Origin of the sequence: Bacillus sp. AFS029533 (genome assembly GCF_002585125.1) — a bacterium.
Lineage (GTDB): Bacteria > Bacillota > Bacilli > Bacillales > Bacillaceae_G > Gottfriedia > Gottfriedia luciferensis_B.
Map to the genome: position 1 here is coordinate 44,992 of NZ_NUQC01000025.1, position 23,630 is coordinate 68,621.

Here is a 23,630-nt window from a genome sequence, read left to right on the forward strand (position 1 = left end):
CTTACGCCTCCATTAATAATAATTCTGGATCATTTAATAATCGTTTAATATGGTTTAATGCGTTTTGAGCAGTTGCACCATCGATAATACGGTGGTCAAAGCTTAATGATAACGCTAATACTGGAGCAACCACGATTTCTCCATTTAATACTACTGGTTTTTCAGCAATACGACCAATACCTAAAATAGCTACTTCTGGGTGGTTAATTACTGGAGTAAACCATTGTCCACCAGCTGAACCGATATTTGTGATTGTGCATGTAGCACCTTTCATTTCTGCAGGAGCTAATTTACCATCACGAGCTTTAGTAGCTAATTCATTAATTTCAGCAGAAATTGAGAAGATTGCTTTACGATCAGCATCTTTAACAACTGGTACTAATAAACCTTTATCAGTATCTGCAGCAATACCAATGTTATAGTAATGTTTGTGTACGATTTCGCTAGTAGCATCATCGATTGATGTATTTAAAGCTGGGAATTTACGTAATGCAGAAGTTAAAGCTTTAACAACATAAGGTAAGAATGTTAATTTGATACCTTGTGCAGCTGCAACTTCTTTATATTTTTTACGGCTAGCAACTAGTTTCGTTACATCTATTTCATCCATTAATGTTACGTGAGGAGCAGTATGTTTAGAGTTAACCATTGCTTTAGCGATTGCTTTACGAATTCCACTCATTTTTTCACGAGTTTCAGGATATGCTCCTTCTGGAATTGGCATTGCTTTTGGAGCTTCTTGTGTAGCAGCTGGAGCTTCTGTTACAACTTCAACAGCAACTTCTGTTTGTGCTGCAGCAGCTGGAGCTACTCCACCTAATAAGAATGCATCTACGTCTTGTTTTGTTACACGGCCATTTTTAGCTGAACCTGGTACAATACGTAAATCTACGTTTTTCTCACGAGCGTATTTACGTACAGATGGCATTGCAATTACATGTGCTTTTGGTTCAATCGCAGCAACAGGTGATAGTGGTGCAGCATCTGTTTTTGGTTCACTTTGCTCATAAGATTCTTGTACTTTTGCTTGAACTGCTTCAGCAGCTTCTGGTACTGGAGTAGTAGTTGGAGCTTCTTCAGCATGTTGTCCTTTGAAGCTAATGTTTTCATATCCAGGTGCATCTAAACGTACTAATACGTCACCAACAACTGCAACTGTTCCTTCTGCAACTAATACTTCTAATACTTTCCCTTTTACAGGTGATGGAATTTCTACTACTGATTTATCGTTTTGAACTTCACAAATGATATCATCTTCATTTACTTCGTCGCCTGCTTTAATAAACCATTTTACAATTTCACCTTCGTGAATACCTTCACCGATATCTGGTAATCTAAATTCAAATAGACTTGCCACTGAGTTTGACACAGATTTCTACCTCCGAACAAAGTTAAATTATTTTTTTAAAATATTTTATTTATAATGTAAGAAAGGTATTGATGATTTCATCAAATACCTTTCACTATTTTTTGTTATAAACTAAATTAGAAGTTTAAAACTTTTTGAATGCCTTCAACAACATCTTTATGGTTTGGTAACCATACTGTTTCCGCTTCTGAGAATGGGTAAACAGTATCAGCTGCAGTAATACGAACAACTGGTGCTTCTAATGAAAGGATACAACGATCATTAATTTCAGCAACAATATTTGCAGCAATACCAGCTTGTTTTTGTGCTTCTTGTACAACAACAGCACGGCCAGTTTTCTCAACAGATGCAACGATTGCAGCAGTATCTAATGGATGAACAGTACGTAAGTCAACAACTTCTACTGATACTCCGTCTTTTTCTAATTCTTCAGCAGCTTTTAATGCAGCGTGAACCATTGCACCATAAGCAAATACTGATACATCTTTACCTTCGCGTTTAACATCCGCTTTACCTAATTCGATAGTGTACTCGCCTTCAGGTACATCTTCACGGAATGAACGGTATAATTTCATGTGCTCTAAATAGATAACAGGGTCATTATCACGAATAGATGAAATTAAAAGACCTTTAGCATCTTTAGGTGTTGATGGAATAACTACTTTTAAACCAGGAGTTTGAGCCATTAATCCTTCTAAACTATCCGCGTGCATTTCTGGTGTATGAACACCACCACCAAATGGTGAACGGAAAGTAATTGGTGAAGTAAAACGACCGCTTGTACGGTAACGCATACGTGCTGCTTGACCAGCGATTGAGTCCATGATTTCGAATAAGAATCCGAAGAATTGGATTTCTGCTACTGGACGGAAACCTTCAATTCCAAGACCGATTGCTAATCCACCGATTCCTGATTCAGCAAGTGGTGTATCGAATATACGTTGCTCACCGAATTCTGCTTGTAAACCTTCAGTTGCACGGAATACACCACCGTTTACTCCAACGTCCTCACCAAATACTACTACAGTAGGATCGTTCTTCATTTCAACGCGTAATGCATCTGTGATAGCTTGAATCATTGTCATTTGCGCCATGACTTACTTCGACTCCTTCTCTTTATAAATTGCATATTGCTCTTCTATATTACTTGTTTTAGTTTCGAACATATTTTCCATTAAATGAGTAACTTTTTGTTTTGGTTCTTGGTCAGCAAGTTTGATTGCATCTTTAATTGCTTCTTTTGCTTCTTCGATAATTGCATTTTCTTCTTCTTCTGTCCAAAGACCTTTTTTCTCTAAGAACTTACGGAAACGAACGATTGGATCTTTTGCTTCCCACTCATTTTCAGTATCTTTTGTACGGTAACGAGTTGGGTCATCACCAGCCATTGTATGTGGTCCATAACGGAATGTTAATGTTTCAATTAATGTTGGACCTTCGCCATTTACAGCACGTTTACGAGCTTCTGATGTAGCTGCATAAACTGCTAATGGATCCATACCATCAACTTGAATACCAGCAATACCTACAGCAATTGCTTTTTGAGCAATTGTTCTAGCTTTTGATTGCTTAGAAACTGGAGTTGAGATTGCGTATCTGTTATTTTGAACAACGAAAATCGCAGGAGCATTGTAAGCACCAGCAAAGTTCATACCCTCATAGAAATCACCTTGAGAAGATCCACCGTCACCTGTATATGTAATGGCAACAGATTTTTGGCCTTTTAACTTCATACCAAGTGCAACACCTGCAGCTTGAATAATTTGAGCACCAATAATAATTTGTGGGAAGATTGTATTTACATCTTCAGGAATTTGACTTCCTACTAAATGTCCACGTGACCATAAAAATGCTTTATATAATGGTAAACCGTGCCAGATCATTTGAGGTACATCACGGTAACCAGGTAAGATAAAGTCTTCTTTCTCAAGAGCAAATTGACTTGCTAATTGAGAAGCTTCTTGTCCTGCAGTAGGAGCATAGAAACCTAAACGACCTTGTCTGTTTAATGAAATTGAACGTTGGTCAAGAACACGAGTCCATACCATACGTTTCATTAATTCTTTTAATTGCTCATCTGATAATTCAGGCATCGCTGCTTCATTAACGACTTCGCCCTCTTCATTTAAAATTTGAAGAGTTCCAACTGAATCACCAAATTGAAGCATTTGATCCATTAATTCAGAAACAGTTTGTGTATTCTTCATTTCTGTTGTTTCCTTTCCAGCTACTTTTTTCGTAGTAGTTGCCACTAAAACCCACACCCTTCTTTAATTATGGAGGATTTATTTTCTTTATCCATCATGTGTATTTTCTTAAGAGTAATTACAAGTAACTTAAACTTATAATTAAAATCTGTACTTATACTATTCGTGTATTACACTAGTACAACATTGAACACTAGTACAGTTTATAACACGTTCATAAACTCGTCAAATATTTTGTTGTATTATTTTATTCATGATTTTTCAAAAAATTTGCCACAAAATTTTAACCCTGTACTACCTTTGAAACAGCAATCTGTTATACAATAACAGAAACTCCTTTAAATTATACTCAAATAGCTAATAATGGTTTTTTTTTATCTTAAATTTCAAACTGTACTACAACGATTTTTATTTAGTAATTCTAGTCCCGATATGTTATTTACCATATTTTTCATATATGTCTTTTTGTAAATTATTTAATTTTTGAGTATAAAGATTTAATTGATCATTGTATTTAATGACATCTTTATAAATGTGATTTGTATCCTTTGTCTCATTCTTTACATTTTTTAAATCAACTTTTTTCTGCGATAATAAGTTATAAATTGAAAGATCCGTTTCCATTGCATCTTTATATTTAGAATTCAATTTATCGTATAACTCTGTTCTTTCTCTCCATGTTTTTATAAAGTTATTAACTTCATTTCGAAACTGTTCATCCTTCGTTTCAATATTTATTGTTTGAAGTTCTTTAATTTTTATGTCTATATCGTGAATTAATTTTGACTCCTCATTGACTCGTTCTTTTCGTTCATTTAATAAATTAATTGCTTGTTTAGCTGACTCTTGTCTTTTATTTACTTCGCTGATTTTATATAAATAAATTTTTTCATAATACTCCAATTCTTTTACTTCCAGTTTTTGAATACCTTCTCCAGCTTTTTGAAATTTCTGTTCCATTTTAGCAATTTCAGCTAGTTGATTTATTACTAAATTCTTTTGTTTTACTTGAGAAGTACAACCCGAACAAAGGATAAAGAGTATGACTATTACAAGAAATAAAGAATTAAATTTTTTATACATAATTTCACCCAATTTTTTTTCATTATTATTTCCATGTTGCATCTTTTCACACTTTTTATACGTCCTAAAAAATAATCTGGTCACATACCCACACACTTTATGTAGTTTTTCATAATTTGTAGTATCCGCTATATGCGGAAACAGTTTAAAGGGAGGTTATTATATGTACGGTTACGGATACGGTGGAAAAGGTGGATACCCTGGTTATGGTTACGGCGGCGGATGCGGTTGCGGTTACGGCGGTTTCGCATTAATCGTTGTTCTATTCATTTTATTAATTATCGTTGGTGCAGCTTTCGTTTTATAATTCACACTTGTAAGCCTCTATTATTAATGTATAACCACAAACTTTAAGGAGCGATAATTTATCGCTCCTTTTTCCATTCTACCTGCTTGTGACTGACAATTTAATAAAGATTTGTTAGACTAAATTAATAATACTAGTGAATAGTACATACTTATATTAAGGAAAAATGAGACAGGAGTGAAATTCATTTGATTACAATGAAAGATATAATTCGAGAAGGCGATCCTAGATTAAGGGAAATCTCGAGTGAAGTAAGCTTACCTCCATCGGCAGAGGATATTCATTTAGCGAATTCATTATTAGAATATGTTATAAATAGTCAGAATCCAGAAATAGCTGCCGAATACGGTCTACGATCTGGTATCGGATTAGCTGCGCCACAAATTGGAATTCTAAAAAGAGCCATAGGTGTTCATGTTACTGACTTACAAGGTAATTTATATAGTTATGCTTTATTAAATCCAAAAATTGTAAGTCATTCTGTTGAGGAAGTTTATTTATCAGGTGGTGAAGGCTGCTTATCTGTTGATCGAGATGTTCCTGGATATGTTCCACGATACGCAAGAATAACAGTTACTGGTTTTGACACGAGATTAGGAGAAGTAAAAATTCGTTTAAAAGGTTTACCAGCAATTTGCTTCCAGCATGAAATTGATCATCTAAATGGAGTAATGTTTTATGATCGTATTAATAAAACAAATCCTTTTTCTCCTCCAGAAGGCGCTTCACCTTTAGAGAGAAAATAAAAAAGAGCGATTGGAAAACCAATCGCTCTTTCAGACTGCCCGCCAAACGCTCGCTTTCTTCGTTGCTTCGCCTGTCTGCGGTGCTCTTACCGTTTAGGGTAACTCCGCTCCTCACCAGACTTCGCGCCTCGAAAGACAAGCGCTTGCAATCAGTCTGAAAATAAATGTTTTTGTAGTTATATCTACAGACTTAAAGAAGTCCTGCCCATTTTAAACCGTTTAAAATTCCATCTTCATCAACATTCGTTGTGATATGGTTAGCTAATTTTTTTAGTGGATCTACTGCATTACCCATGGCGATACCTGTACCAACTTTTTCAATCATTTCTAAATCATTTAATCCGTCACCAAATGCGATCACATTTTGCATATCAAATCCAAGATGGTTTACCATTTGAAGTATTCCATTCGCTTTAGATCCTCCAACTGGTAAGACATCTGACGAATATTCATGCCAACGAATAAAATTAAATTCATTAAACCCATCGGTTAAAGATGGCTCTTGATGCTCTTCACAGAACAGTAAGACTTGATAAATTTCACGATTAAGATAAAAATCATGCTGAACTTCAGGATGTTGCATTCTGATCGATGTCATTGCTTCTTTTATATGAGGATGTGAATCAATTGACGCTCTCATTGTCTCGTTATTTAAATAGATAAGCGGAATGCCTAGTTCTTTTGCTTTTTGAGTAAATTGGTGAAGTTGTTCTGGATGTAGGGCATGTTTGTGAATAGCTTCACCTTCAAATTCAGCATATTGTCCATTTAAACTTATAAAACTATTTATATTTAATTCTTCACGAATTTCTTTAAACATGAATGGCGCACGACCAGTTGCAATCGCTACGTGGATATCTTTATTTTGAAGTTCCGAAATTGCTTTCTTTGTACTATCCGGAATTACTTTATCATGATTTAAAATCGTTCCATCTATATCAAAAAAAACGATTGGTTTAGTCATATTATTCTCCCCTCACTAAGACGCTGCATTTGCTTTTGAGTTATTCATTTTTGACTTTTGTTTACTATTCGTAATAAATACTCCTAGAAGTACGATTAACAACCCTAATATCATTTTGAAAGATAAAGGCTCACTTAAAAAGAAAAAGCCCCAAATCGAAGCAAATACAGGTACTATATAAGTAACCATTGTTGCAAATTCTGCACTTCCCTCTTTAACCATATAATAAAATAATAAATATGCCAACCCAGAACATATAACGCCTAGTCCAAACACACCACTAAAAACTTCAAAATTAACAAATGGTTTTAAAGTGCCCTTCCCTACAATGATCATATAAAAAAAGCCGAATACACCAGAAATACCTAAGGTTAAAAATGAAACAATCATTACATCAATTTTTTGTAAATACTTTTTCGTTAAATGTGAACCAAGCCCATAACAAAAAGTAACAAATAACATTAATATTGAATAAATTATATTATCGGAGAAAATTGTTGATGGATTAAGATTCATCATAATCATAAGTCCAACGATCCCGATCATAAGTCCAATCCATTGTTTCTTATGAATTTTTTGAGAAAAGAAAAAATAGCCAATAATGAGTGTTGCAATTGGCGTAAAAGCATTCAATACTGCCGCTTCATTACTTTGCAGATGTGTCTCGCTAAAAGAAAGAAAAAGCCACGGTATAGCATGATTAAATAATGAAATGACGATAATTAAACTCATTTTCGGTAAATTTTTATAATCAATCTTTACCTTTTTGATTAACATAATAATTAATAATGTCATAGCACCAAAGAAACAGCGATAAAATACAATTGCTTCTGGCCCTATATCGTTTAAAAGGAGCTTAATAAATAAAAAAGATGTACTCCAAATAATACTTAATAAAAACAAAGCTCCATATAACTTCTTCACATTCTTCTCCCCTTAACTTTAAGATACCCTCTATTTTAACTGCTTTTTGGATTATATTGAATGAAAATGTTTTTTCGTTCTATACTAAACATAAATATACTATGTCCGTGTTCTCTTTATATAAGTTTAATTTCATGTCTAGGAGGTAAAACTAATGTTACGTAAACTTCGAAAAAAATTAAAAAAACGGCTAAAACAATTTTTGAAAAAGAAGAAATATATCTCAATAATTTCAAATTTTTTTTTAAAATAACCGTATTTTAGGTAATCTTCAATAAAAAGAATGAAAATATATAGAAAATCACTTATAATATTGAGAAGATAGTGATTTGACAAGGAGAGATTTAAATGATTTTTAAAGTATACTATCAGGAATTACCATTAGAGGTACCTGTAAGAGAAAAAACTAAAACAGTTTATCTAGAAGCAGATAGTGAAAGAGAAGTTCGTGCGAAATTATTACCTTTCAATTATAATATTGAGCTTGTTCAAGCTTTAACCGGTGCTCATCTTGAATTCGAAAAACAAAGTGAAAGCTTTAAAATTTTGGAGCTAGCGTAATTTATGAAATTTCTTAAAAATGATCAAGCTGCCGTATTCGCACTAGGTGGCTTAGGGGAAATTGGTAAAAATACATACGCAGTACAATATCAAGATGAAATTATATTAATAGATGCCGGAATCAAGTTCCCTGAAGATGAGCTACTAGGGATAGACTATGTTATACCTGATTATTCCTACTTAGTTCGAAATGAGGAAAAAATTAAAGGTTTATTTATCACTCACGGACATGAAGACCACATTGGTGGTATTCCATATTTATTAAGAGAATTAAACATTCCAATTTATGGTGGAAAACTTGCTCTTGGCTTAATTAAAAATAAACTAGAAGAACACGGTCTTTTAAGAAAAGCAAAATTAATTGAAATAAAAGAAGACGACATCATTAAATTTAGAAAAACTAGCGTAACTTTTTACCGTACTACTCACAGTATTCCAGATTGTTACGGAATTGTTGTAAAAACTCCACAAGGACAAGTCGTTCATACAGGTGACTTTAAATTCGACTTTACACCAGTTGGAGAAACAGCTAATTTAACAAAAATGGCTGAGATTGGTAAGGAAGGCGTTTTATGTCTACTTTCTGACAGTACAAATAGTGAAGTATCACATTTTACAATGTCTGAAAGAAAAGTCGGAGACACGATTAATGAAATCTTCCGTAAAGTAGACGGTCGAATTATTTTTGCAACATTCGCATCAAACATTCATCGTCTTCAGCAAGTAGTTGAATCTGCTATTGCAACTGGACGTAAAATTGCTGTTTTTGGTAGAAGTATGGAAGCGAATATCGAGATTGGTCATGACTTAGGTTATATCAAATGTCCAAAGGATACATTTATCGATGCATCTCAAATTAATCGTATTCCAGCTAATCAATTAGTCATTTTATGTACAGGTAGTCAAGGTGAACCTATGGCTGCATTATCACGTATAGCAAATGGTACACATCGTCAAATTCAAATTATTCCTGGAGATACTGTAGTATTTTCTTCTTCACCAATTCCAGGTAATACAATGAGTGTAAACCGTACAATCAACTTACTATACCGTGCTGGTGCAGAAGTAATTCACGGTTCATTAAATGATATTCATACTAGTGGTCATGGTGGACAAGAAGAACAAAAATTAATGCTTAGACTGATGAAACCTAAATACTTTATGCCAATTCACGGTGAATATAGAATGCAGCGCATGCATGCTAAGCTTGCTATGGACTGTGGAGTACCTGAAGAAAACTGCTTTATCATGGATAATGGTGAGGTTTTAGCTCTTCGTGCAGATGAGGCTATGGTTGCAGGTAAAGTTCCTTCTGGTAATGTTTATATTGATGGAAGCGGTATCGGCGATATTGGTAATATCGTTTTAAGAGACCGTAGAATTTTATCTGAAGAAGGTCTTGTAATCGTTGTCGTAAGTATCGATATGAAGGAATTTAAAATCTCGGCAGGACCAGATATTATTTCACGCGGTTTCGTTTATATGAGAGAAAGTGGCGATTTAATAAATGAAGCACAAGCAATGATTTCTACTCATTTAAACAAGATCATGGAGCGTAAAACTTCTCAATGGTCTGAGATAAAAAATGAAATTACTGATACTTTATCACCTTTCTTATACGAAAAAACAAAACGTAAACCAATGATTCTCCCAATTATTATGGAAGTTTAATCATTAGTACATGATAAAAGGGCGATTTCAAAAGTCAAAATACTTTTGAAATCGCCCTTTTTTATTAATCTTGAAAGTCATTTTTTTCATTACTTTTTAAAAACACTTTCATAAAAAAAGGTTTATGAAGAACTAAAAATATAAAATACACTGTAAATAAGATAAAAAATACAACAAACAGGATAATTAGTACGATCGCTAAACTACTTTTTGCAAAACTTGTTTCAATTCTTAAATAAGGATATAAGATAAATGGTAGATGACTTATTCCATACCCAAAAAATGCGAAGAAATATTGTAATAATACTAATATAAACGCTAAACCATATCTTTTTCTTTTTATAACAAAATAAATTGCTATACAAAAGCAAATTAAAGAGATAAGAAAGAATTCCCATACATTATGCATTCGATCAAAATGAACTTTATTATGTAACTTCATTGATAAAAATACGATGATACTCGAAATAATCGTTGGCAATGACCAGACTAGTACATACTTTCTTAATTTAGTTTCCGATTCCGAATCATTAATTAGTTTTGCGGAATAAATTAAAAACATTGCACTAATAAATAGGACTGAACATACAGCCAATAGCATAACGGATAGTGAATAAGAATTCGTAATTAATTTAAATGGATAAAAACGTATATCTGTTCCGTTCTCGATAATAAATCCACCTTCAGAAATTGTTAAAACTGTAGATAATGTAACAGGTATTAATAGACTTGTCGCACCATACAAAATTAAAAAGAACTTACTCCTATTTCCCCCATATTGCTGAAAAGTATAAAACGATCCCCTAATTGCTAAAAAAATCATTGCTACACTACCCGGAACTAATAAGGGAACACCATAATAATATGCTACCCTTGGGAATATACCGACTACACCTACGAAGAAGAAAATGAAAAATAATGTAGCAAGTTCCCAAATAGATGAAAGATGTCGATTTATTAAGCCAATTAATTTTGGTTCTTCTTTAGTTGTAATTGCATAAAACGCATAAAATCCTGCACCAAAATCAATTGAAGCAATAATCATGTAGGCATATAAAAACAACCATAAGATAAAGATTGCGATTGTTTGAATCTCCAAACTTTTTTCCTCCTACAGAAAAATTCCTTAAAATAAAGATTAGTTTTCTTTAATTATACCTATAAAATACACTTTCTACTAGTTTCAAGATGAAGATTACGGAAATACAAAAAGAGACTTTAAAAAAAGTCTCCTCAGACTGTTGATTAACGCTCGCTTTCTTCGTTGCCTCGCCTGTTCTGTGGTGCTCATTACCGTCTAGGGTAACTCCGCTCCTCACCTAGGCTTCGCGCCTCGAAAGACAAGCGCTTGCAATCAGTCTGAAACTCAGTTTTTTTGGATTTCCTTACACGAAAAAAGAGACTTTAAAAAAGTCTCTTATGTGATGATTGATTCTAAAAACTATTCTACTTTTGCTGCTTCATCTAGTACTCGATTAACACGCTTTTCTAACATTGGCATTCCGCCTTCTCCAGCTTGGAAGTGGCGTAATACACCTGTTTTATCAAACACGTAATATGATGGTACATATTTATTTTCAAAAGCATCTGTAATCGTATGTTGGTTATCAACTAAAATTGTTTGTGTAATTCCATGTTCGTTTGCAACTTCTTTAATTTTATCAATATCTAAATCATCTTCAGATCTTGGCATATGAACACTTACAACATTTAATCGATCTTTATATTCATCTCTAAAAGCATTAATGTTTGGCATTGCTACTTTACATAAATGGCAACTAACTGACCAAAAATGTATTAATGTTGGTTTATCACCAATTAGGTTTTCTTTTTGAATTTCTCCATTTAATACTGTTGTTGCACCATCTAATTCAGGCATTGGTGAGCGAAGTCTCATTTTATAGTCCTCCTACTTGTTTCATTAGCTCAATGTGAGCTTGTTCCACTTTTCGTTATTGTGTTTAAAAAGGCCTAACTATAAGTTAGACCTTTGACATTAAATCTTAATTGACTGTGAATTATAGAGTTGCTTGACCTGGTTTCCAGTTAGCTGGGCAAAGTCCACCAGTTTGTAAAGCTTGAAGTACACGTAAAACTTCATCAACTTCACGACCGATGTTGTTGTGGTGTACTACTTGGTACATTAATTCACCCTCTGGGCTGATGATGAATAATCCACGTAATGCAATACCTTCTTCTTCAATTAATACGCCATAGTCACGAGAAATAGCGTGGTTTGTATCTGCACCTAATGCATATTTTAATTGTCCTAAGCCATTATCTTTACGATCAGTGTTGATCCATGCTAAGTGAGTGTGGATTGTATCTGTAGAAACACCTACAACTTCAGCATCAAGATCTTCAAACTCGTCGTAACGATCAGAGATTGCTACGATTTCAGTTGGACATACAAAAGTGAAGTCCATTGGATAGAAGTATAATACTGTCCATTTATCGTTTTTCATGTTTTCTTCTAAGCTTACTTTACCAAATTCTTTATTTGCTAAAACTGCTTCCATTTCAAAGCGTGGTGCTTGTTTTCCTACTAAACGTTCTGCCATCGTTATTACCTCCAATATTTATGTAACTATTTATCATACAAGTGATATTATAGTAAACTAGTTAATTAAAGTCAATATTAATTTATAATTATTATTAACTGAAAATCATTTTCATTGTTATTGTTTCATAAAGTCCGAAATAAATCGAATCATTAAAGGAATCACATTCTCATCTGGGTTTAATTTTTGGTTATGGAGTCCGAAATCTGAATTTACACCAATCCAAAACATTAGGCCAGGAATTTCTTTTGTCATATAACCAAAATCTTCACCTGTCATTGCAACATTGCATAGGACAGCCTCAATACCGTCATATTGTTTCGCAAAATGAAAGAATTCATTCGTCAACGATTCATCGTTTATTACTCCATAGTAATTACTTCCAAAATCTACTTCTATTTTACACTGAAAACTCTCTTTAAATCCATTCACAAGACTTTCAATTCTGTTTTTTAATTTTAGCATCGCTTCTTCACTTAATGCTCGCATCGTACCTTCTATTCGAACATGATCTGCAATAACGTTTTGAACTGTACCACCGGTTATCTTTCCAATCGTAATAACAGCACTGTCTAATGGATTAACATTTCTTGATACAACCGATTGTACTTGAGTGATAAAATGACTTGATGCAACGATCATATCATTCGTTAAATGAGGGAAAGCAGCATGACCGCTTAAGCCATGAAAATCAATAAAAAGCTCTGATGTATGAGCAAATAACATACCAGGTTTCGTAGCAATCGTACCAACAGGATATTCAGGCGCTATATGTAAACCGTAAATTACATCTGGTTTAAATGGTTTAAATTCTTCACTTTTAAGTAAAGGCTCCGCTCCTCCAGGCCCTTCTTCAGCAGGTTGAAAAATAAATACGACATCGTCATTTATTGGCTCATTAACAAGGTTAGTAAGAACACCCAAAGCAATACTCATATGTACATCATGACCACAGGCATGCATATTACCTTCATGAATCGATGAAAACTCTAATCCTGTGTTTTCTTTCATTGGCAATCCATCAATGTCTGTACGGTAACCAATCGTTCTAGTAGAATTTAACCCTTTTACGCAAACGAAAATACCTGTTCTCCAAGTATCAATTACCATTCTTTCTTGATCTAAACTAGATAAATAATCTAGTAAATAAGCTTGTGTTTTGAATTCTTGAAATCCAAGTTCGGGAATTAAATGTAAATCCCGTCTAATTTTAATAAATGAATCCATTTTAACTCCTCCAAAAAAAGCGTGAAAATATAATTTCTACGCTCAGACTGCCCACAGAACGCGTGTTTTCTTCGTTGATCACTTGCCTGTTTCGATGATAAATTACCGTAATAAGGGTAACTCCATTTCCTACTTCACGACTTGAAAGTCAAATGCTTGTAATCAGTCTGAACTTATATTTTAGTATAATGCCTATAAAGTAAGCGTAGAAAATAAATTCTACGCTTACTCCTTGTTATTATTGATTTAGTTGTCGTAAAGCCTGAATGATTTCAGTTTTTGAAATTGTTTTATCATCGATATCTTTGATCTTTCTAGCAGGAACACCTGCAACTACAGTGTAAGGAGCAACGTCTTCAGTAACAATTGCACCTGCAGCTACTACTGCGCCTTCACCTACTTTAATACCTTCTAAAACTACTGCATTAGCACCAATTAGTACATTGTCTTCAAGAATAACTGGGTTTGCTGATGGTGGCTCGATTACACCAGCTAAAACTGCGCCAGCACCAACGTGACAGTTTTTACCTGTTGTTGCACGTCCACCAAGTACTGCGTTCATATCGATCATTGTACCTTCACCAATTACAGCACCGATGTTAATTACAGCACCCATCATAATAACTGCATTGTCTCCAATTGTAACTTGATCACGAATAAATGCACCTGGCTCGATCCGAGCTTTAATACCTTTAGCATCTAAAAGTGGAATCGCTGAATTACGACGATCTGATTCTACTACATAATCTTCTATGTATTCTTTTTGCTCTTCAAGGATTACTTTAACATTATCCCACTCACCAAATAAAACTCCAGAATTTTGAGAAATAAATGATTGAACTGATTCAGAAATAGTAAGCTTGTCTAATTGACCTTTTACATAAACCTTTACAGGTGTTTTTTTAGTACTATTTGCAATAAATGCAATAATTTCATTTGCGTCCATTAATTTCATAATGAATTGCCCCCTTTATTATTATCAATAAGAATACTCTATCAAATCTAGTAAGTAACTAGCAACATTTTGTCGATTAATCTTTATTTTTTTTTCGAATTGATTCTATAAATCCTTCTACTTGTTTTAATTTCATCGCATCTCGATTATAAAGTAAGTATGTATCGCGATATAACCCTGATTGTTCTTTTGTAATTAAAGGTGTTTTTATAATATTTTCATCACTTACATCATGTAATACAGAGGAAGGTAAGATCGCAAAGCCTAGTCCATTCAATACAAATTGCTTACATGTCTCAATTTGATCGACCACAATTTCATGTTTTGGTAATGAATTAAAATGCTCATACCACCATGACTGGATTAGCTGATAGTAATTTGAATTACTTTTAAACTGAATAAATGGTCTTTGTATAGTTTTATATTCCTCAAGACTATGTTTTTTTGTATCAACTAATAATAATTCATCAGAAAACAGTAATTCCTTCTCTCCAAACCAATTTTGGTTTCCTCGTACAATTGCTAGATGAACTTCATTTTCATATAAGCGATTTGTGATTTCACTACTCCAACCGGTAAAAAGTGAAACTTGTACTTCTGGATAGCTTGACACATATTTTTTTAAAACTGGTGGTAACCAGTATTGCGCAACAACAGATGAAACGGCAATCTTTAAAGTACCCGAAATATCGGATTTTAAAATTTGTAACTGCTCTAACATTGTTTGATACGTTTCTTCCATCTTTTTCGCATAGTTTAAGATGATTTCTCCAGAGGCAGTAATAATCAATCCTTTTTGAGAACGAATAAACAATTCACTACCCATCTGCTTCTCTAAATTTTGTAGCCTTTGACTTAAGGCTGGTTGAGAAACAAACAGCCTCTCTGCTGCCTTCCTCATATTCTTCTCTTCAGATAAAGTAATTATTAGACGTATATCATCAATTTGCACATAATCCCCCCTTGCCCTTAAACCTAAAAGAATTAGACCATTCAACACTTCTAAAAAAAACCAATACTAAAAAAGTAAGTCAATTTGATGATGACTTACTTTTTTATTCGTTAATGCTTATTATATCTTCTAACATTTTTATTCAATTGTTTTAAAATCGCTCTACGAGTTAATATACCTTCAAAAGTATTATTAGCATCAACCACACATACAAAAGGATGATCAACTACAGATTCAAGCCCCTTAGCGAGTGTATCAGTTGTTTTTAATAATGGTATTTCAGTACCCATTACCTCTTCAACTTTCATATTACTTAAACGTTCAAATTCGATTCTTTCTAATCCAAGTATTCCATCTAATATCATAGATGTACTAATTAAACCTAACAACTGAAACTTTGGATTTAACACTGGAATTGAAGAATATCCAGATTTTGTAAGTACTAATAACGCATGCTCCAAACTATTACCTATTTGGACATGAGCTACTTTTTCACTTGAAATAATGACTTCTTCTACTTTATGTTCAAAAAATTGTGAACCATCAATACTAATCAAAAACATCGTCCCCCAATAGAAAAGCAAAAGTATTTAAAAATGGTAGAAATTATCTATTCATAAATAAACATCAAATAAATACACATACAACTTTGCTAATCAACTGTATAGAAAAAATTCTATACACTATTTTATTCGATTAAGGACTATGTCCCCATCCCTATATTATCAGATTTGTAACCCCTTTCCAATTTAACTTTTCTTAAAAATTTACTTATTTAACTATAACTATTCAAAAAACAAAAAAACGTTTAGATAAATAATTTATTATCTAAACGTTCATCTATATTTGTCTTCATAATCCTAAATCCCTTAACTTTTGATATAAATGTATTAATCTTTCGTATTGATCCTCGCCCGCATCCATTAAACCACTTTCTATATCAGTTATCTGTGATGAAATGAGTTCAATTGCATAATTTTGTTTCATCACTGTGTCCACCAATAAAGACAATTCATCTTCTGTGAAATTTTGTTCACTTAGCATCCATCATCCCTCCTAATCCTCATTTTAATCAATGTTTATTTAGTTTAAACTTCTTATTTTGTAAATTTATTTGCATAGCTAAATGCTGTATAAGAATCAGGTTTTATCTTAGGAATGATGCCCATTGCACTTACTTTAGATGTCATTTCTTGTATAAACTCTTTCGTTAACCCCATCGTACCAATATCCAGATGAATCTCAAAACTAAAATTATTCGAATTAGCATTTTCATGAAGAGGACTAAAAATTTTTTCTAAATGAAAAGGTGATAATAAAAAAGCTATTTCCTGACTATACATCGTTTCTAGAAATATTTTCTCTTTTAAATTTCGGATTTTCTTGTGATGCCAACAAGTATGTAAACATCCCCAAGCTCCATTACCTACCCTATGCAAATGAAGTGCTGTAATAAACTTAGTTCCATTACTATGAACCTGAGAATCTGTCCCAATGGAAAGTCGATATTGTTTATTAGGATCACTTTTTACAAAATGATATAGCCGATCAACTACATGATCAAAACTCATATTTCTTTCACTTACATTGTAAAATCGATACTGATCTTTATTCACGTATATGACCTCCCTTTTCATAACAATACATAATAATGTATTCATTAAGAATTGGGATTAGCACGACCTTACTATTTTGTAATAAAATATTTAAAAAAAAGAAAAAACAAGCTAAGCTTGTTTTTTCTTTTCTTATGAAATAATTTCGTATATTTCAATTGCTACCATATCGATATTATCGAATGGGAACGTTTGTGGTTTTTCACCTTGTTGAAATACTTCTAATTCAAATGTTTCATTTTTCTCAGAATACTTTACGCTACACTTTCTTTCGCCGTTAACTTCAAAATATCTTTGAGCAACCTCACCGTTCGTAGCTTGTTGTTTTAAACTTTCTAAGCGTTCTAAAATTCCTAATAATAAAGACATATTAGAACTCCTTTCTACCATGTGTCATTCCCTAAATATAGGTTTTACTTTCTTACAATTTCTATCCAAAAAACTTCTGATAGATTTCAGCTATGTAAGTGTCCATTAATAAGAATACTTGTATTTCAAGATAAATTCAAGAAAAATAGTCGTTTCAACTAAAAAACAAATTTCTTTATATACTATATTTTTCTATGTCATAATAGTTTTATACAAATGCTTTAAGAAAAAATAAAAAAGGATGTCGTTTTATGAAAATCGAATTATTCACACAAGATGGATGCCCTCCTTGTGAATTTTTGAAAAATTATTTAAAAGAAATGAATGCTTCTTATATTGAATATAACGTCTCACAAGATGAAAGTGCTAAAAAAAGAATGATGTTTGAGTTAGATTCATACTCAACACCTACTTTAATAATTGATGATGAAGTTATTAGAGGCGTTCAGATGGAGCAAATTGAAGCAGCATTACAAAAACGTTAATCTACTACCTATTAACTCACTTCTCACATTAAAAACACCTAAATGAACATTCATTTAGGTGTTTTTTATCAATCTATACTACATATGGTTTTAGGATTGTTTTAAGGACTTGTCCACAAAATAGTTTCTCTTTTACCCAACTCCTATAAAATGAAAAACAAAAAACATGACGGACGATGCGAAAAGAACTTTCGAAATAAGTCCTCTCAAATAAAATCCTCCTCAGTCTGAACTTTTACTAATCGTATCATTATTATATTGAAATTTACTATACGAATCGTTCTTATCTTTTTTACATTAGTTGACAGAGAAAAACACTACTTTTAATTAATATAGGCTTTTATATATGTATTCGTCGATTTTTGATTGAGATCACTAAAACTCTATGCTCCAAATCAACATTATTTCTAGGTAATTTCTCCCTTTATCTAGATCAAATTTAATGGTAAAGTTAGATAATTTGTGTCAACTTTTCAATTTTTTAAAAATTTATGAACGGTTAGGGAGTGTTTTTATGGAGTATCGTGGTTCAACGGTTTACAATCAAGACGATTTTTTTTCAGAATACATTCGACGAAAGAATAGAGAAGATAGTCCTAACAATGCAATCGAAGGACCAATCATCAGTGAACTAATAGGGAATGTTGATCGAAAAAACGTATTAGATTTAGGTTGTGGTGACGCATCCTTCGGTAAGGAACTTCTACTACTTGGAGCTAAAACCTATACAGGTATCGAGGGATCAGAGCACATGATTAATGCTGCATTGACCAATTTAATGGATACAGTAGGGACCATCCATCATACCTCAATCGAGGATTATCATTTTCCTCCGAATTCATTTGAACTTGTCACTTCTAGATTTGCACTACACTATATTTCAAATATTGAGCTTGTATTTCAAAAAATATTTAACAGCTTAAAAGAAAACGGCCATTTTATATTTAGTGTACAACATCCATTAACTACTGCCTCCTTTTTAAGCAAACTCTCAGGAGATCGACGCGAAAATTGGATTGTAGACGATTACTTTCGAACTGGCGAAAGAAAGGAACCATGGATGAAGAAAGTAGGGGTCAAATACCATCGAACAATTGAACAATATTTTAATCTTTTAAGAAAAACTGGGTTCCAGATCGATCAATTACATGAAGGTACTCCAAAACAAATACATTTTAAAAGCGAAGAAGAGTTTATAAGAAGACAAAGAATACCAATCGTACTTGTTTTTTCTTGTTTTAAATAGACTAAGCATAAAAAATGACTGTCATTGTTTAGCGACAGTCATTTTCTGATTAAATCTTATAAGAGAGTCACTAAAAAAGTAACTCATTATGTTTAAATAAAAAATCATAACTTAAGTCAATATATAAATAGCTTCCATTGTTCATTGGATAAGAAAACGTTCGAATTTTTTCACCTGTTTCAATATCTCTGTATATATCTGATAATTGTCCCTGATCATTTGATTGCATTTTCAAAACGGTTTCTAAAAAATACGGCCTCCAGCTCCAGTTTCTACCTTTATACTTTTCTTGAAGCTCCCACTGCTCACCATTAATTTTAAACAAGTTCGCTGATTGCTGAAAACCATCCTCATCACAAATATACATCCTAAAACAAAAGGAATTTAATTCACTTGATATATTAATTAAAAATGAATTTAAATCCACTCCTAATTTAAATTTATTAATAGTCGATTCGACTTTTTGTTGTATTAAATTAGTCATATCTCTTAGCGCAATTAATTTGTTCTTTTCGCCTCGAATATATTTTAAGATATCATTTTTTAATGGCTCACATTCATGATTTAATTGACGAATTGATGGTTGAGGTATAAACAAGTAAGCACCTTGATAAAATCTTCCACCATTCTTCCATGCATTTCTTAATTGAATTGAATCGATTATTCCATCGTAATACATCGATGCCCCTACTTTTCTTGCCACATAAATTACGGAATTTAACAAATCTTGAAATGATGATGTATGAAGTTGTTGAACCATTTTAAAATCGATTTTAATGATATCAGGAGATAAAAACCGAAGTTTCTCTAAGTTAATTAACTTCTCATTTACGCTATTAATCGCAAATTTAATACCATAAGTTTGATAATATGTAATTAAATTTTTTAGTTCTTTCTCAAAACCATAAAAAAGTTGATGTTGAAGTATAATGACAATTTTATTTAGTTGTATTCCCTTTTCTTCATATGATTGTAAAATCGCTAAAAGATTTTCCGGGTCATCTGAAAGAAGTGCTGAAGGGTGACGATTAATAAAAATACCACCTTCGAATTTAGATTGTACAACTTCATCGAGAGCTTGAATTAATATATGATTGTCAACCTCTAATAAGTAGTCATCTGGCACCAAATCATTTGCAAAGAAGAATTCAAGGCTGTGTAAATTTTCAAGTTTTAGTCTACCAACAACCTCTACTCCTACACAATTTTGTGTATCGGCTCCATATATTGGTTGAAAATATGGTACGACTTTATCTAAGTTACTTATTACGTCTAAAGGATCCATTTTGAACCTCCTTCTAGAATGGGTATTGATGTAAGGACTGTCCTCCATCCATTGTAAAACAAGAACCATTAATATAACCAGCCTCATTTGAAAATAAATATGCACAAAGTCCCGCTATTTCTTCTGGAGTACCCAAACGGCCTAGTGGTACACTTTGAATTGTGCGGTTTTCTAATTCCTCAGAAAGCCATAGTTTAGCTGCTCCACCTGTACGTTCAATAGGTCCAGGAGCAATCGCATTGACTCTAATTCCATATTTTCTCCCCCACTCAACTGCTAAAGTTCTAGTCATAGCAAGAACTCCAGCTTTAGCTGATGCAGAGTGAATGACTCCAGGACCCGCATCCCAAGCATATGTAGCAATTATATTTGTGATCGCACCTTTAATTTTATGTTGTATCATATACCTTCCTACTTCAGAACTACAATAAAAGGTTCCATTTAAAACGATATTTATAACCGTGTTCCAACCGTTTACAGACAAATCCTCTGCAGCACAAATAAAATTACCAGCCGCATTATTTACTAAGAAGTCTATCGTTCCAAATGTTTGATCAACTTCATTTACCATATTTTTAATTAATTCAGGATCCCGAACATCCATAGCTATTGGTAATACTTGACCATCAAATTGTTCAATTTCTTCTTTTGCATTATTTAATTTTTCTAAATCTCTTCCGGCAATGACCACTCTTGCACCATCCTTTGCAAAGCGCATAGCCATTGCTTTCCCCATTCCACTAGAGCCACCAGTAACGATCACAACCTTATCCTTCACTCGTATCACTCCCTTTGTGTCTATAGTTTAACAACATTTTGTTATTTTGAGAATATTTTTAACAATTAAACTATTTAATATAATATGCAGTATTTATTTCTTTAAAAAGGTCGGGGGACAATTGAAAATAAAACTTACATCATTTTTTTTACTATTAATTTGTACAATCTATTATTCAGTCTATGTTGAGCCAACATCAATTCGAACTAAGCATTTAATATTTTCAGACAATCGGTTAAATTCAAATACTACTATTAAATTAATCCAAATCTCTGATACTCACTTTAATAATAAAAAAGATATAGAACGATTTAAAAAGGTAATAAAAAATATAAACCAAATGAAGCCTGATTTTATTCTATTTACTGGGGATTTGGTTAGTGATATACGAAAGTTTTCTTACAAGAATGAAGTTATTCGGCTTTTAAAAGAACTTAATCCAAAAATAGGAAAGCTTGCAATATACGGTAACCATGATCATGGAGGTTATTTTACTGAACAATACGAAGAGCTGTTAACCGAAAGTAATTTTATATTATTAAAAAACGAAGAAAAAACTTATTACGTTCAAAAACAAAAAGTTTCATTTATCGGTCTCGATGATTATATGCTAGGAAACAAACAATATAATGACATTTTAGATCGAATTCAAAAAAATAGTTATACGGTTGTTCTAGCACATGAACCTGACATTGCCGATTTGACGAAAACCTATCCGATAAATCTTCAGCTCTCTGGCCATAGCCATGGCGGACAAATCTATTTACCTTTATATAAGTCCTTTATAATGCCTCCATACGCAAAGAAATACAACCGAGGTGTTTACACCCTATCAAGTAAATATAATAGTCATTTAGTCGTTTCAAATGGAATTGGAACAACTAAACTACCAATTCGCCTATTTACACCACCTGAAATAGTATCAATTGAAATTACTGGCCAAAATAAAAAGTAAAAATGATCAGTAAATATAATTTCTCGACACCTCACCCATACTAGGTTGGTTACCTATTTTTATGGGTACTTGCTCAATTATTTTAGTACTCCATACACTAATATTGAAGACAAGAGAGGAGGTTAAATACATGAATTATCAATATCACCCTAATTTAAATCATTATTATAGAGAAGATCATGCTCCATCCTACTACTTTGATCATAACGAACAACGCTTTGTTCCTTTTTTCCCAATTTTGCCAATAATAGGAGGATTAGCTGGATTAGCAGGCGGATTCGCGTTAGGAGCACTAGCGTTTAGACCACCTTATTATCCGCCATATGGACAATTCCCACCATATCCAGCATATCCTCCATACGGTGGTGGTTTCGGTGGCGGCTTCGGTGGTGGGTACCCTGGATACCAACAACCTTACCCACCTGTAAATCCTGGTGCTTTTTTACCTAATAATGCAGGATTAAATTCGCCAGGTAACATAGGACCCTATCCATACTAATTAAAAAAAGCTAGTCGTATTAATGAATATTATTTCGATTAGCTTTTTATTATATAACCACTTCTCCAGATTTGATTTGAAAAATTTTAAACTAAAGATATAATATACTCATATCTATTATTTTTCGGAGGTAACATAGAAGCATGAAATCGAAAGAACCTAGCCTGAATAAACTAAATTTTACAAATGAAGAAATTTTTCAGGCAATATTTGTTGTAAATAAACATGCTAAAACAGCACTTGAACCAAGTGAACTATATTCACTAAAAAGACAAGCTATCTTAAAGCTTATTGATAAAGGTATTGCTAAGAAAGTTGGATTACATTTTTCAAATAATCCCAAGTCAAGTAAACAACAATCTGATGTGTTGATTGCTTGTGGAGATTTTTTCTTTCATATACCACCTTTAAAAGAAGACTTTAAACTTCTCCCGCATTTAGGAATATTAGAAAATACTCATCGTAACCCAAAAGTATCCATGTCATTAAGCTATGCCAAAAAAATACTTCATCATTTCTTAGGTATTCAAAACGTTAAATCTGAAAACCATTTCAAAAACGGATCTAACTACCGAAGAAATACCCCAGGGCAATTTTTAAGAGCTTCTTCATTTCTAAATAACTCTACATTTACTTTTCCGAGTGAACCAATTCGTAAAAATAAAGGTAAGCAAGAGAAATAAGCTGAAACAATCATTACTAAATAACATTAATATAGATTAAATGGGAAGATTAAAAGACCTTTTAAAATGGGTTTATAATCCTTCCCTTTTTTATTTGAATGTACGGAAATTCTTTATTTACCTCTCATATTTTAGTAGATTTGTCTCACCTATCGTTTGAGACAAACATACTATATGAATAGGGGGT

The 23,630-nt window shown here is 32.7% G+C and carries 27 protein-coding genes; 9 read left to right on the plus strand and 18 right to left on the minus strand.

Annotation, left to right across the window (positions count from 1 at the left end; translation table 11 throughout):
• Window position 1: 1 nt before the first annotated feature.
• From COE53_RS14675 to COE53_RS14690, 4 genes are all read right to left on the minus strand, one after another.
• Window positions 2–1,357 carry a dihydrolipoamide acetyltransferase family protein gene (locus COE53_RS14675; protein ID WP_069035642.1) on the minus strand — a complete coding sequence of 452 codons (1,356 nt, stop codon included), beginning with the start codon at window positions 1,355–1,357 and terminating at the stop codon, window positions 2–4.
• 128 nt (window positions 1,358–1,485) lie between these two features.
• Window positions 1,486–2,463 (minus strand): alpha-ketoacid dehydrogenase subunit beta, encoded by a 978-nt coding sequence (locus COE53_RS14680; protein ID WP_069035543.1) that lies wholly within the window; start codon window positions 2,461–2,463, stop codon window positions 1,486–1,488.
• Between the two features lie 3 nt (window positions 2,464–2,466).
• A complete protein-coding gene (gene pdhA / locus COE53_RS14685) occupies window positions 2,467–3,546 on the minus strand; it encodes a pyruvate dehydrogenase (acetyl-transferring) E1 component subunit alpha (RefSeq protein ID WP_069035641.1) in 1,080 nt (359 codons plus the stop codon).
• A gap of 465 nt (window positions 3,547–4,011) precedes the next feature.
• Window positions 4,012–4,659 (minus strand): YkyA family protein, encoded by a 648-nt coding sequence (locus COE53_RS14690; RefSeq protein ID WP_175495580.1) that lies wholly within the window; start codon window positions 4,657–4,659, stop codon window positions 4,012–4,014.
• Window positions 4,660–4,822: 163 nt separating this feature from the next.
• On the opposite strand from COE53_RS14690, the gene COE53_RS14695 reads away from it, so the two are divergent.
• Entirely contained in the window at window positions 4,823–4,966 is a 144-nt protein-coding gene (locus tag COE53_RS14695) for a YjcZ family sporulation protein (RefSeq protein ID WP_069035541.1), read from the plus strand.
• A gap of 188 nt (window positions 4,967–5,154) precedes the next feature.
• Complete coding sequence (gene def, locus COE53_RS14700; protein ID WP_069035540.1) at window positions 5,155–5,712, plus strand: peptide deformylase; 558 nt, start codon at window positions 5,155–5,157, stop codon at window positions 5,710–5,712.
• 190 nt (window positions 5,713–5,902) lie between these two features.
• Here def and COE53_RS14705 read toward each other — a convergent pair whose 3' ends face one another.
• Together COE53_RS14705 and COE53_RS14710 are read right to left on the minus strand one after the other, a co-directional pair.
• Window positions 5,903–6,676, minus strand: coding sequence for a Cof-type HAD-IIB family hydrolase (locus tag COE53_RS14705; RefSeq protein WP_069035539.1), 774 nt, complete (start codon window positions 6,674–6,676; stop codon window positions 5,903–5,905).
• Between the two features lie 15 nt (window positions 6,677–6,691).
• Complete coding sequence (locus COE53_RS14710; RefSeq protein ID WP_069035538.1) at window positions 6,692–7,600, minus strand: DMT family transporter; 909 nt, start codon at window positions 7,598–7,600, stop codon at window positions 6,692–6,694.
• Between the two features lie 348 nt (window positions 7,601–7,948).
• On the opposite strand from COE53_RS14710, the gene COE53_RS14715 reads away from it, so the two are divergent.
• Together COE53_RS14715 and rnjA are read left to right on the plus strand one after the other, a co-directional pair.
• On the plus strand, window positions 7,949–8,161 hold the full coding sequence (locus COE53_RS14715; protein WP_069035537.1) for a DNA-dependent RNA polymerase subunit epsilon: 213 nt from the start codon (window positions 7,949–7,951) through the stop codon (window positions 8,159–8,161).
• Between the two features lie 3 nt (window positions 8,162–8,164).
• Entirely contained in the window at window positions 8,165–9,832 is a 1,668-nt protein-coding gene (gene rnjA, locus COE53_RS14720) for a ribonuclease J1 (RefSeq protein WP_069035536.1), read from the plus strand.
• 64 nt (window positions 9,833–9,896) lie between these two features.
• Here the strand turns inward: rnjA and COE53_RS14725 are convergent, their stop codons facing one another.
• From COE53_RS14725 to COE53_RS14770, 10 genes are all read right to left on the minus strand, one after another.
• Window positions 9,897–10,931, minus strand: coding sequence for a cytochrome d ubiquinol oxidase subunit II (locus COE53_RS14725; protein ID WP_069035535.1), 1,035 nt, complete (start codon window positions 10,929–10,931; stop codon window positions 9,897–9,899).
• Between the two features lie 342 nt (window positions 10,932–11,273).
• Window positions 11,274–11,729: a TlpA family protein disulfide reductase gene (locus COE53_RS14730; protein ID WP_069035534.1), complete on the minus strand. Its 456-nt coding sequence runs from the start codon at window positions 11,727–11,729 to the stop codon at window positions 11,274–11,276.
• A 121-nt stretch (window positions 11,730–11,850) separates the two neighbouring features.
• Window positions 11,851–12,393 carry a peroxiredoxin gene (locus tag COE53_RS14735; protein ID WP_056468592.1) on the minus strand — a complete coding sequence of 181 codons (543 nt, stop codon included), beginning with the start codon at window positions 12,391–12,393 and terminating at the stop codon, window positions 11,851–11,853.
• Window positions 12,394–12,510: 117 nt separating this feature from the next.
• A complete protein-coding gene (locus COE53_RS14740) occupies window positions 12,511–13,620 on the minus strand; it encodes an N-acetyldiaminopimelate deacetylase (protein WP_098948329.1) in 1,110 nt (369 codons plus the stop codon).
• A gap of 238 nt (window positions 13,621–13,858) precedes the next feature.
• Window positions 13,859–14,575, minus strand: coding sequence for a 2,3,4,5-tetrahydropyridine-2,6-dicarboxylate N-acetyltransferase (gene dapD, locus COE53_RS14745; protein ID WP_098948330.1), 717 nt, complete (start codon window positions 14,573–14,575; stop codon window positions 13,859–13,861).
• Window positions 14,576–14,651: 76 nt separating this feature from the next.
• Entirely contained in the window at window positions 14,652–15,527 is an 876-nt protein-coding gene (locus COE53_RS14750) for a transcriptional regulator CcpC (RefSeq protein WP_069035531.1), read from the minus strand.
• 110 nt (window positions 15,528–15,637) lie between these two features.
• Window positions 15,638–16,084 carry a cyclic-di-AMP-binding protein CbpB gene (gene cbpB / locus COE53_RS14755; RefSeq protein WP_069035530.1) on the minus strand — a complete coding sequence of 149 codons (447 nt, stop codon included), beginning with the start codon at window positions 16,082–16,084 and terminating at the stop codon, window positions 15,638–15,640.
• Between the two features lie 295 nt (window positions 16,085–16,379).
• Entirely contained in the window at window positions 16,380–16,571 is a 192-nt protein-coding gene (gene abbA, locus COE53_RS14760; RefSeq protein WP_069035529.1) for an antirepressor AbbA, read from the minus strand.
• A 53-nt stretch (window positions 16,572–16,624) separates the two neighbouring features.
• Window positions 16,625–17,098, minus strand: a complete 474-nt coding sequence (locus COE53_RS14765) for a ribonuclease H-like YkuK family protein (RefSeq protein ID WP_387324921.1) — start codon at window positions 17,096–17,098, stop codon at window positions 16,625–16,627.
• 177 nt (window positions 17,099–17,275) lie between these two features.
• Entirely contained in the window at window positions 17,276–17,512 is a 237-nt protein-coding gene (locus COE53_RS14770; protein ID WP_056474223.1) for a YkuJ family protein, read from the minus strand.
• Between the two features lie 251 nt (window positions 17,513–17,763).
• Here COE53_RS14770 and COE53_RS14775 point away from each other — a divergent pair, with 251 nt between their 5' ends.
• Complete coding sequence (locus COE53_RS14775; RefSeq protein WP_025568652.1) at window positions 17,764–17,997, plus strand: glutaredoxin domain-containing protein; 234 nt, start codon at window positions 17,764–17,766, stop codon at window positions 17,995–17,997.
• Window positions 17,998–18,511: 514 nt separating this feature from the next.
• Window positions 18,512–19,243, plus strand: coding sequence for a class I SAM-dependent methyltransferase (locus tag COE53_RS14780; RefSeq protein WP_098948331.1), 732 nt, complete (start codon window positions 18,512–18,514; stop codon window positions 19,241–19,243).
• 70 nt (window positions 19,244–19,313) lie between these two features.
• Here the strand turns inward: COE53_RS14780 and COE53_RS14785 are convergent, their stop codons facing one another.
• Together COE53_RS14785 and fadH are read right to left on the minus strand one after the other, a co-directional pair.
• Window positions 19,314–20,528 carry an EAL domain-containing protein gene (locus COE53_RS14785; RefSeq protein WP_025568650.1) on the minus strand — a complete coding sequence of 405 codons (1,215 nt, stop codon included), beginning with the start codon at window positions 20,526–20,528 and terminating at the stop codon, window positions 19,314–19,316.
• Between the two features lie 13 nt (window positions 20,529–20,541).
• Window positions 20,542–21,306 (minus strand): 2,4-dienoyl-CoA reductase, encoded by a 765-nt coding sequence (fadH, locus tag COE53_RS14790; protein ID WP_025568649.1) that lies wholly within the window; start codon window positions 21,304–21,306, stop codon window positions 20,542–20,544.
• 121 nt (window positions 21,307–21,427) lie between these two features.
• Here fadH and COE53_RS14795 point away from each other — a divergent pair, with 121 nt between their 5' ends.
• The 3 genes from COE53_RS14795 (at window position 21,428) to COE53_RS14805 (ending at window position 23,443) form a co-directional block, all read left to right on the plus strand.
• Complete coding sequence (locus COE53_RS14795; protein WP_025568648.1) at window positions 21,428–22,261, plus strand: metallophosphoesterase; 834 nt, start codon at window positions 21,428–21,430, stop codon at window positions 22,259–22,261.
• 130 nt (window positions 22,262–22,391) lie between these two features.
• The gene (locus tag COE53_RS24580; RefSeq protein WP_025568647.1) at window positions 22,392–22,760 is read left to right on the plus strand and encodes a hypothetical protein; all 369 of its coding nucleotides are present in this window, start codon (window positions 22,392–22,394) and stop codon (window positions 22,758–22,760) included.
• A gap of 143 nt (window positions 22,761–22,903) precedes the next feature.
• Window positions 22,904–23,443 (plus strand): YkyB family protein, encoded by a 540-nt coding sequence (locus COE53_RS14805; protein WP_025568646.1) that lies wholly within the window; start codon window positions 22,904–22,906, stop codon window positions 23,441–23,443.
• Window positions 23,444–23,630 lie beyond the last annotated feature (187 nt).

What these genes read in the sequence shown, in the direction of transcription:
- COE53_RS14680 (WP_069035543.1), bottom strand. Translation starts at nt 2,463, where the DNA reads ATGGCGCAAATGACAATGATTCAAGCTATCACAGATGCATTACGCGTT.
- pdhA (WP_069035641.1), bottom strand. Translation starts at nt 3,546, where the DNA reads ATGGATCAAATGCTTCAATTTGGTGATTCAGTTGGAACTCTTCAAATT.
- COE53_RS14690 (WP_175495580.1), bottom strand. Translation starts at nt 4,659, where the DNA reads ATGTATAAAAAATTTAATTCTTTATTTCTTGTAATAGTCATACTCTTT.
- COE53_RS14695 (WP_069035541.1), top strand. Translation starts at nt 4,823, where the DNA reads ATGTACGGTTACGGATACGGTGGAAAAGGTGGATACCCTGGTTATGGT.
- COE53_RS14705 (WP_069035539.1), bottom strand. Translation starts at nt 6,676, where the DNA reads ATGACTAAACCAATCGTTTTTTTTGATATAGATGGAACGATTTTAAAT.
- COE53_RS14715 (WP_069035537.1), top strand. Translation starts at nt 7,949, where the DNA reads ATGATTTTTAAAGTATACTATCAGGAATTACCATTAGAGGTACCTGTA.
- rnjA (WP_069035536.1), top strand. Translation starts at nt 8,165, where the DNA reads ATGAAATTTCTTAAAAATGATCAAGCTGCCGTATTCGCACTAGGTGGC.
- COE53_RS14730 (WP_069035534.1), bottom strand. Translation starts at nt 11,729, where the DNA reads ATGAGACTTCGCTCACCAATGCCTGAATTAGATGGTGCAACAACAGTA.
- COE53_RS14735 (WP_056468592.1), bottom strand. Translation starts at nt 12,393, where the DNA reads ATGGCAGAACGTTTAGTAGGAAAACAAGCACCACGCTTTGAAATGGAA.
- COE53_RS14740 (WP_098948329.1), bottom strand. Translation starts at nt 13,620, where the DNA reads ATGGATTCATTTATTAAAATTAGACGGGATTTACATTTAATTCCCGAA.
- dapD (WP_098948330.1), bottom strand. Translation starts at nt 14,575, where the DNA reads ATGAAATTAATGGACGCAAATGAAATTATTGCATTTATTGCAAATAGT.
- abbA (WP_069035529.1), bottom strand. Translation starts at nt 16,571, where the DNA reads ATGCTAAGTGAACAAAATTTCACAGAAGATGAATTGTCTTTATTGGTG.
- COE53_RS14765 (WP_387324921.1), bottom strand. Translation starts at nt 17,098, where the DNA reads ATGAGTTTTGATCATGTAGTTGATCGGCTATATCATTTTGTAAAAAGT.
- COE53_RS14770 (WP_056474223.1), bottom strand. Translation starts at nt 17,512, where the DNA reads ATGTCTTTATTATTAGGAATTTTAGAACGCTTAGAAAGTTTAAAACAA.
- COE53_RS14775 (WP_025568652.1), top strand. Translation starts at nt 17,764, where the DNA reads ATGAAAATCGAATTATTCACACAAGATGGATGCCCTCCTTGTGAATTT.
- COE53_RS14780 (WP_098948331.1), top strand. Translation starts at nt 18,512, where the DNA reads ATGGAGTATCGTGGTTCAACGGTTTACAATCAAGACGATTTTTTTTCA.
- COE53_RS14785 (WP_025568650.1), bottom strand. Translation starts at nt 20,528, where the DNA reads ATGGATCCTTTAGACGTAATAAGTAACTTAGATAAAGTCGTACCATAT.
- COE53_RS24580 (WP_025568647.1), top strand. Translation starts at nt 22,392, where the DNA reads ATGAATTATCAATATCACCCTAATTTAAATCATTATTATAGAGAAGAT.
- COE53_RS14805 (WP_025568646.1), top strand. Translation starts at nt 22,904, where the DNA reads ATGAAATCGAAAGAACCTAGCCTGAATAAACTAAATTTTACAAATGAA.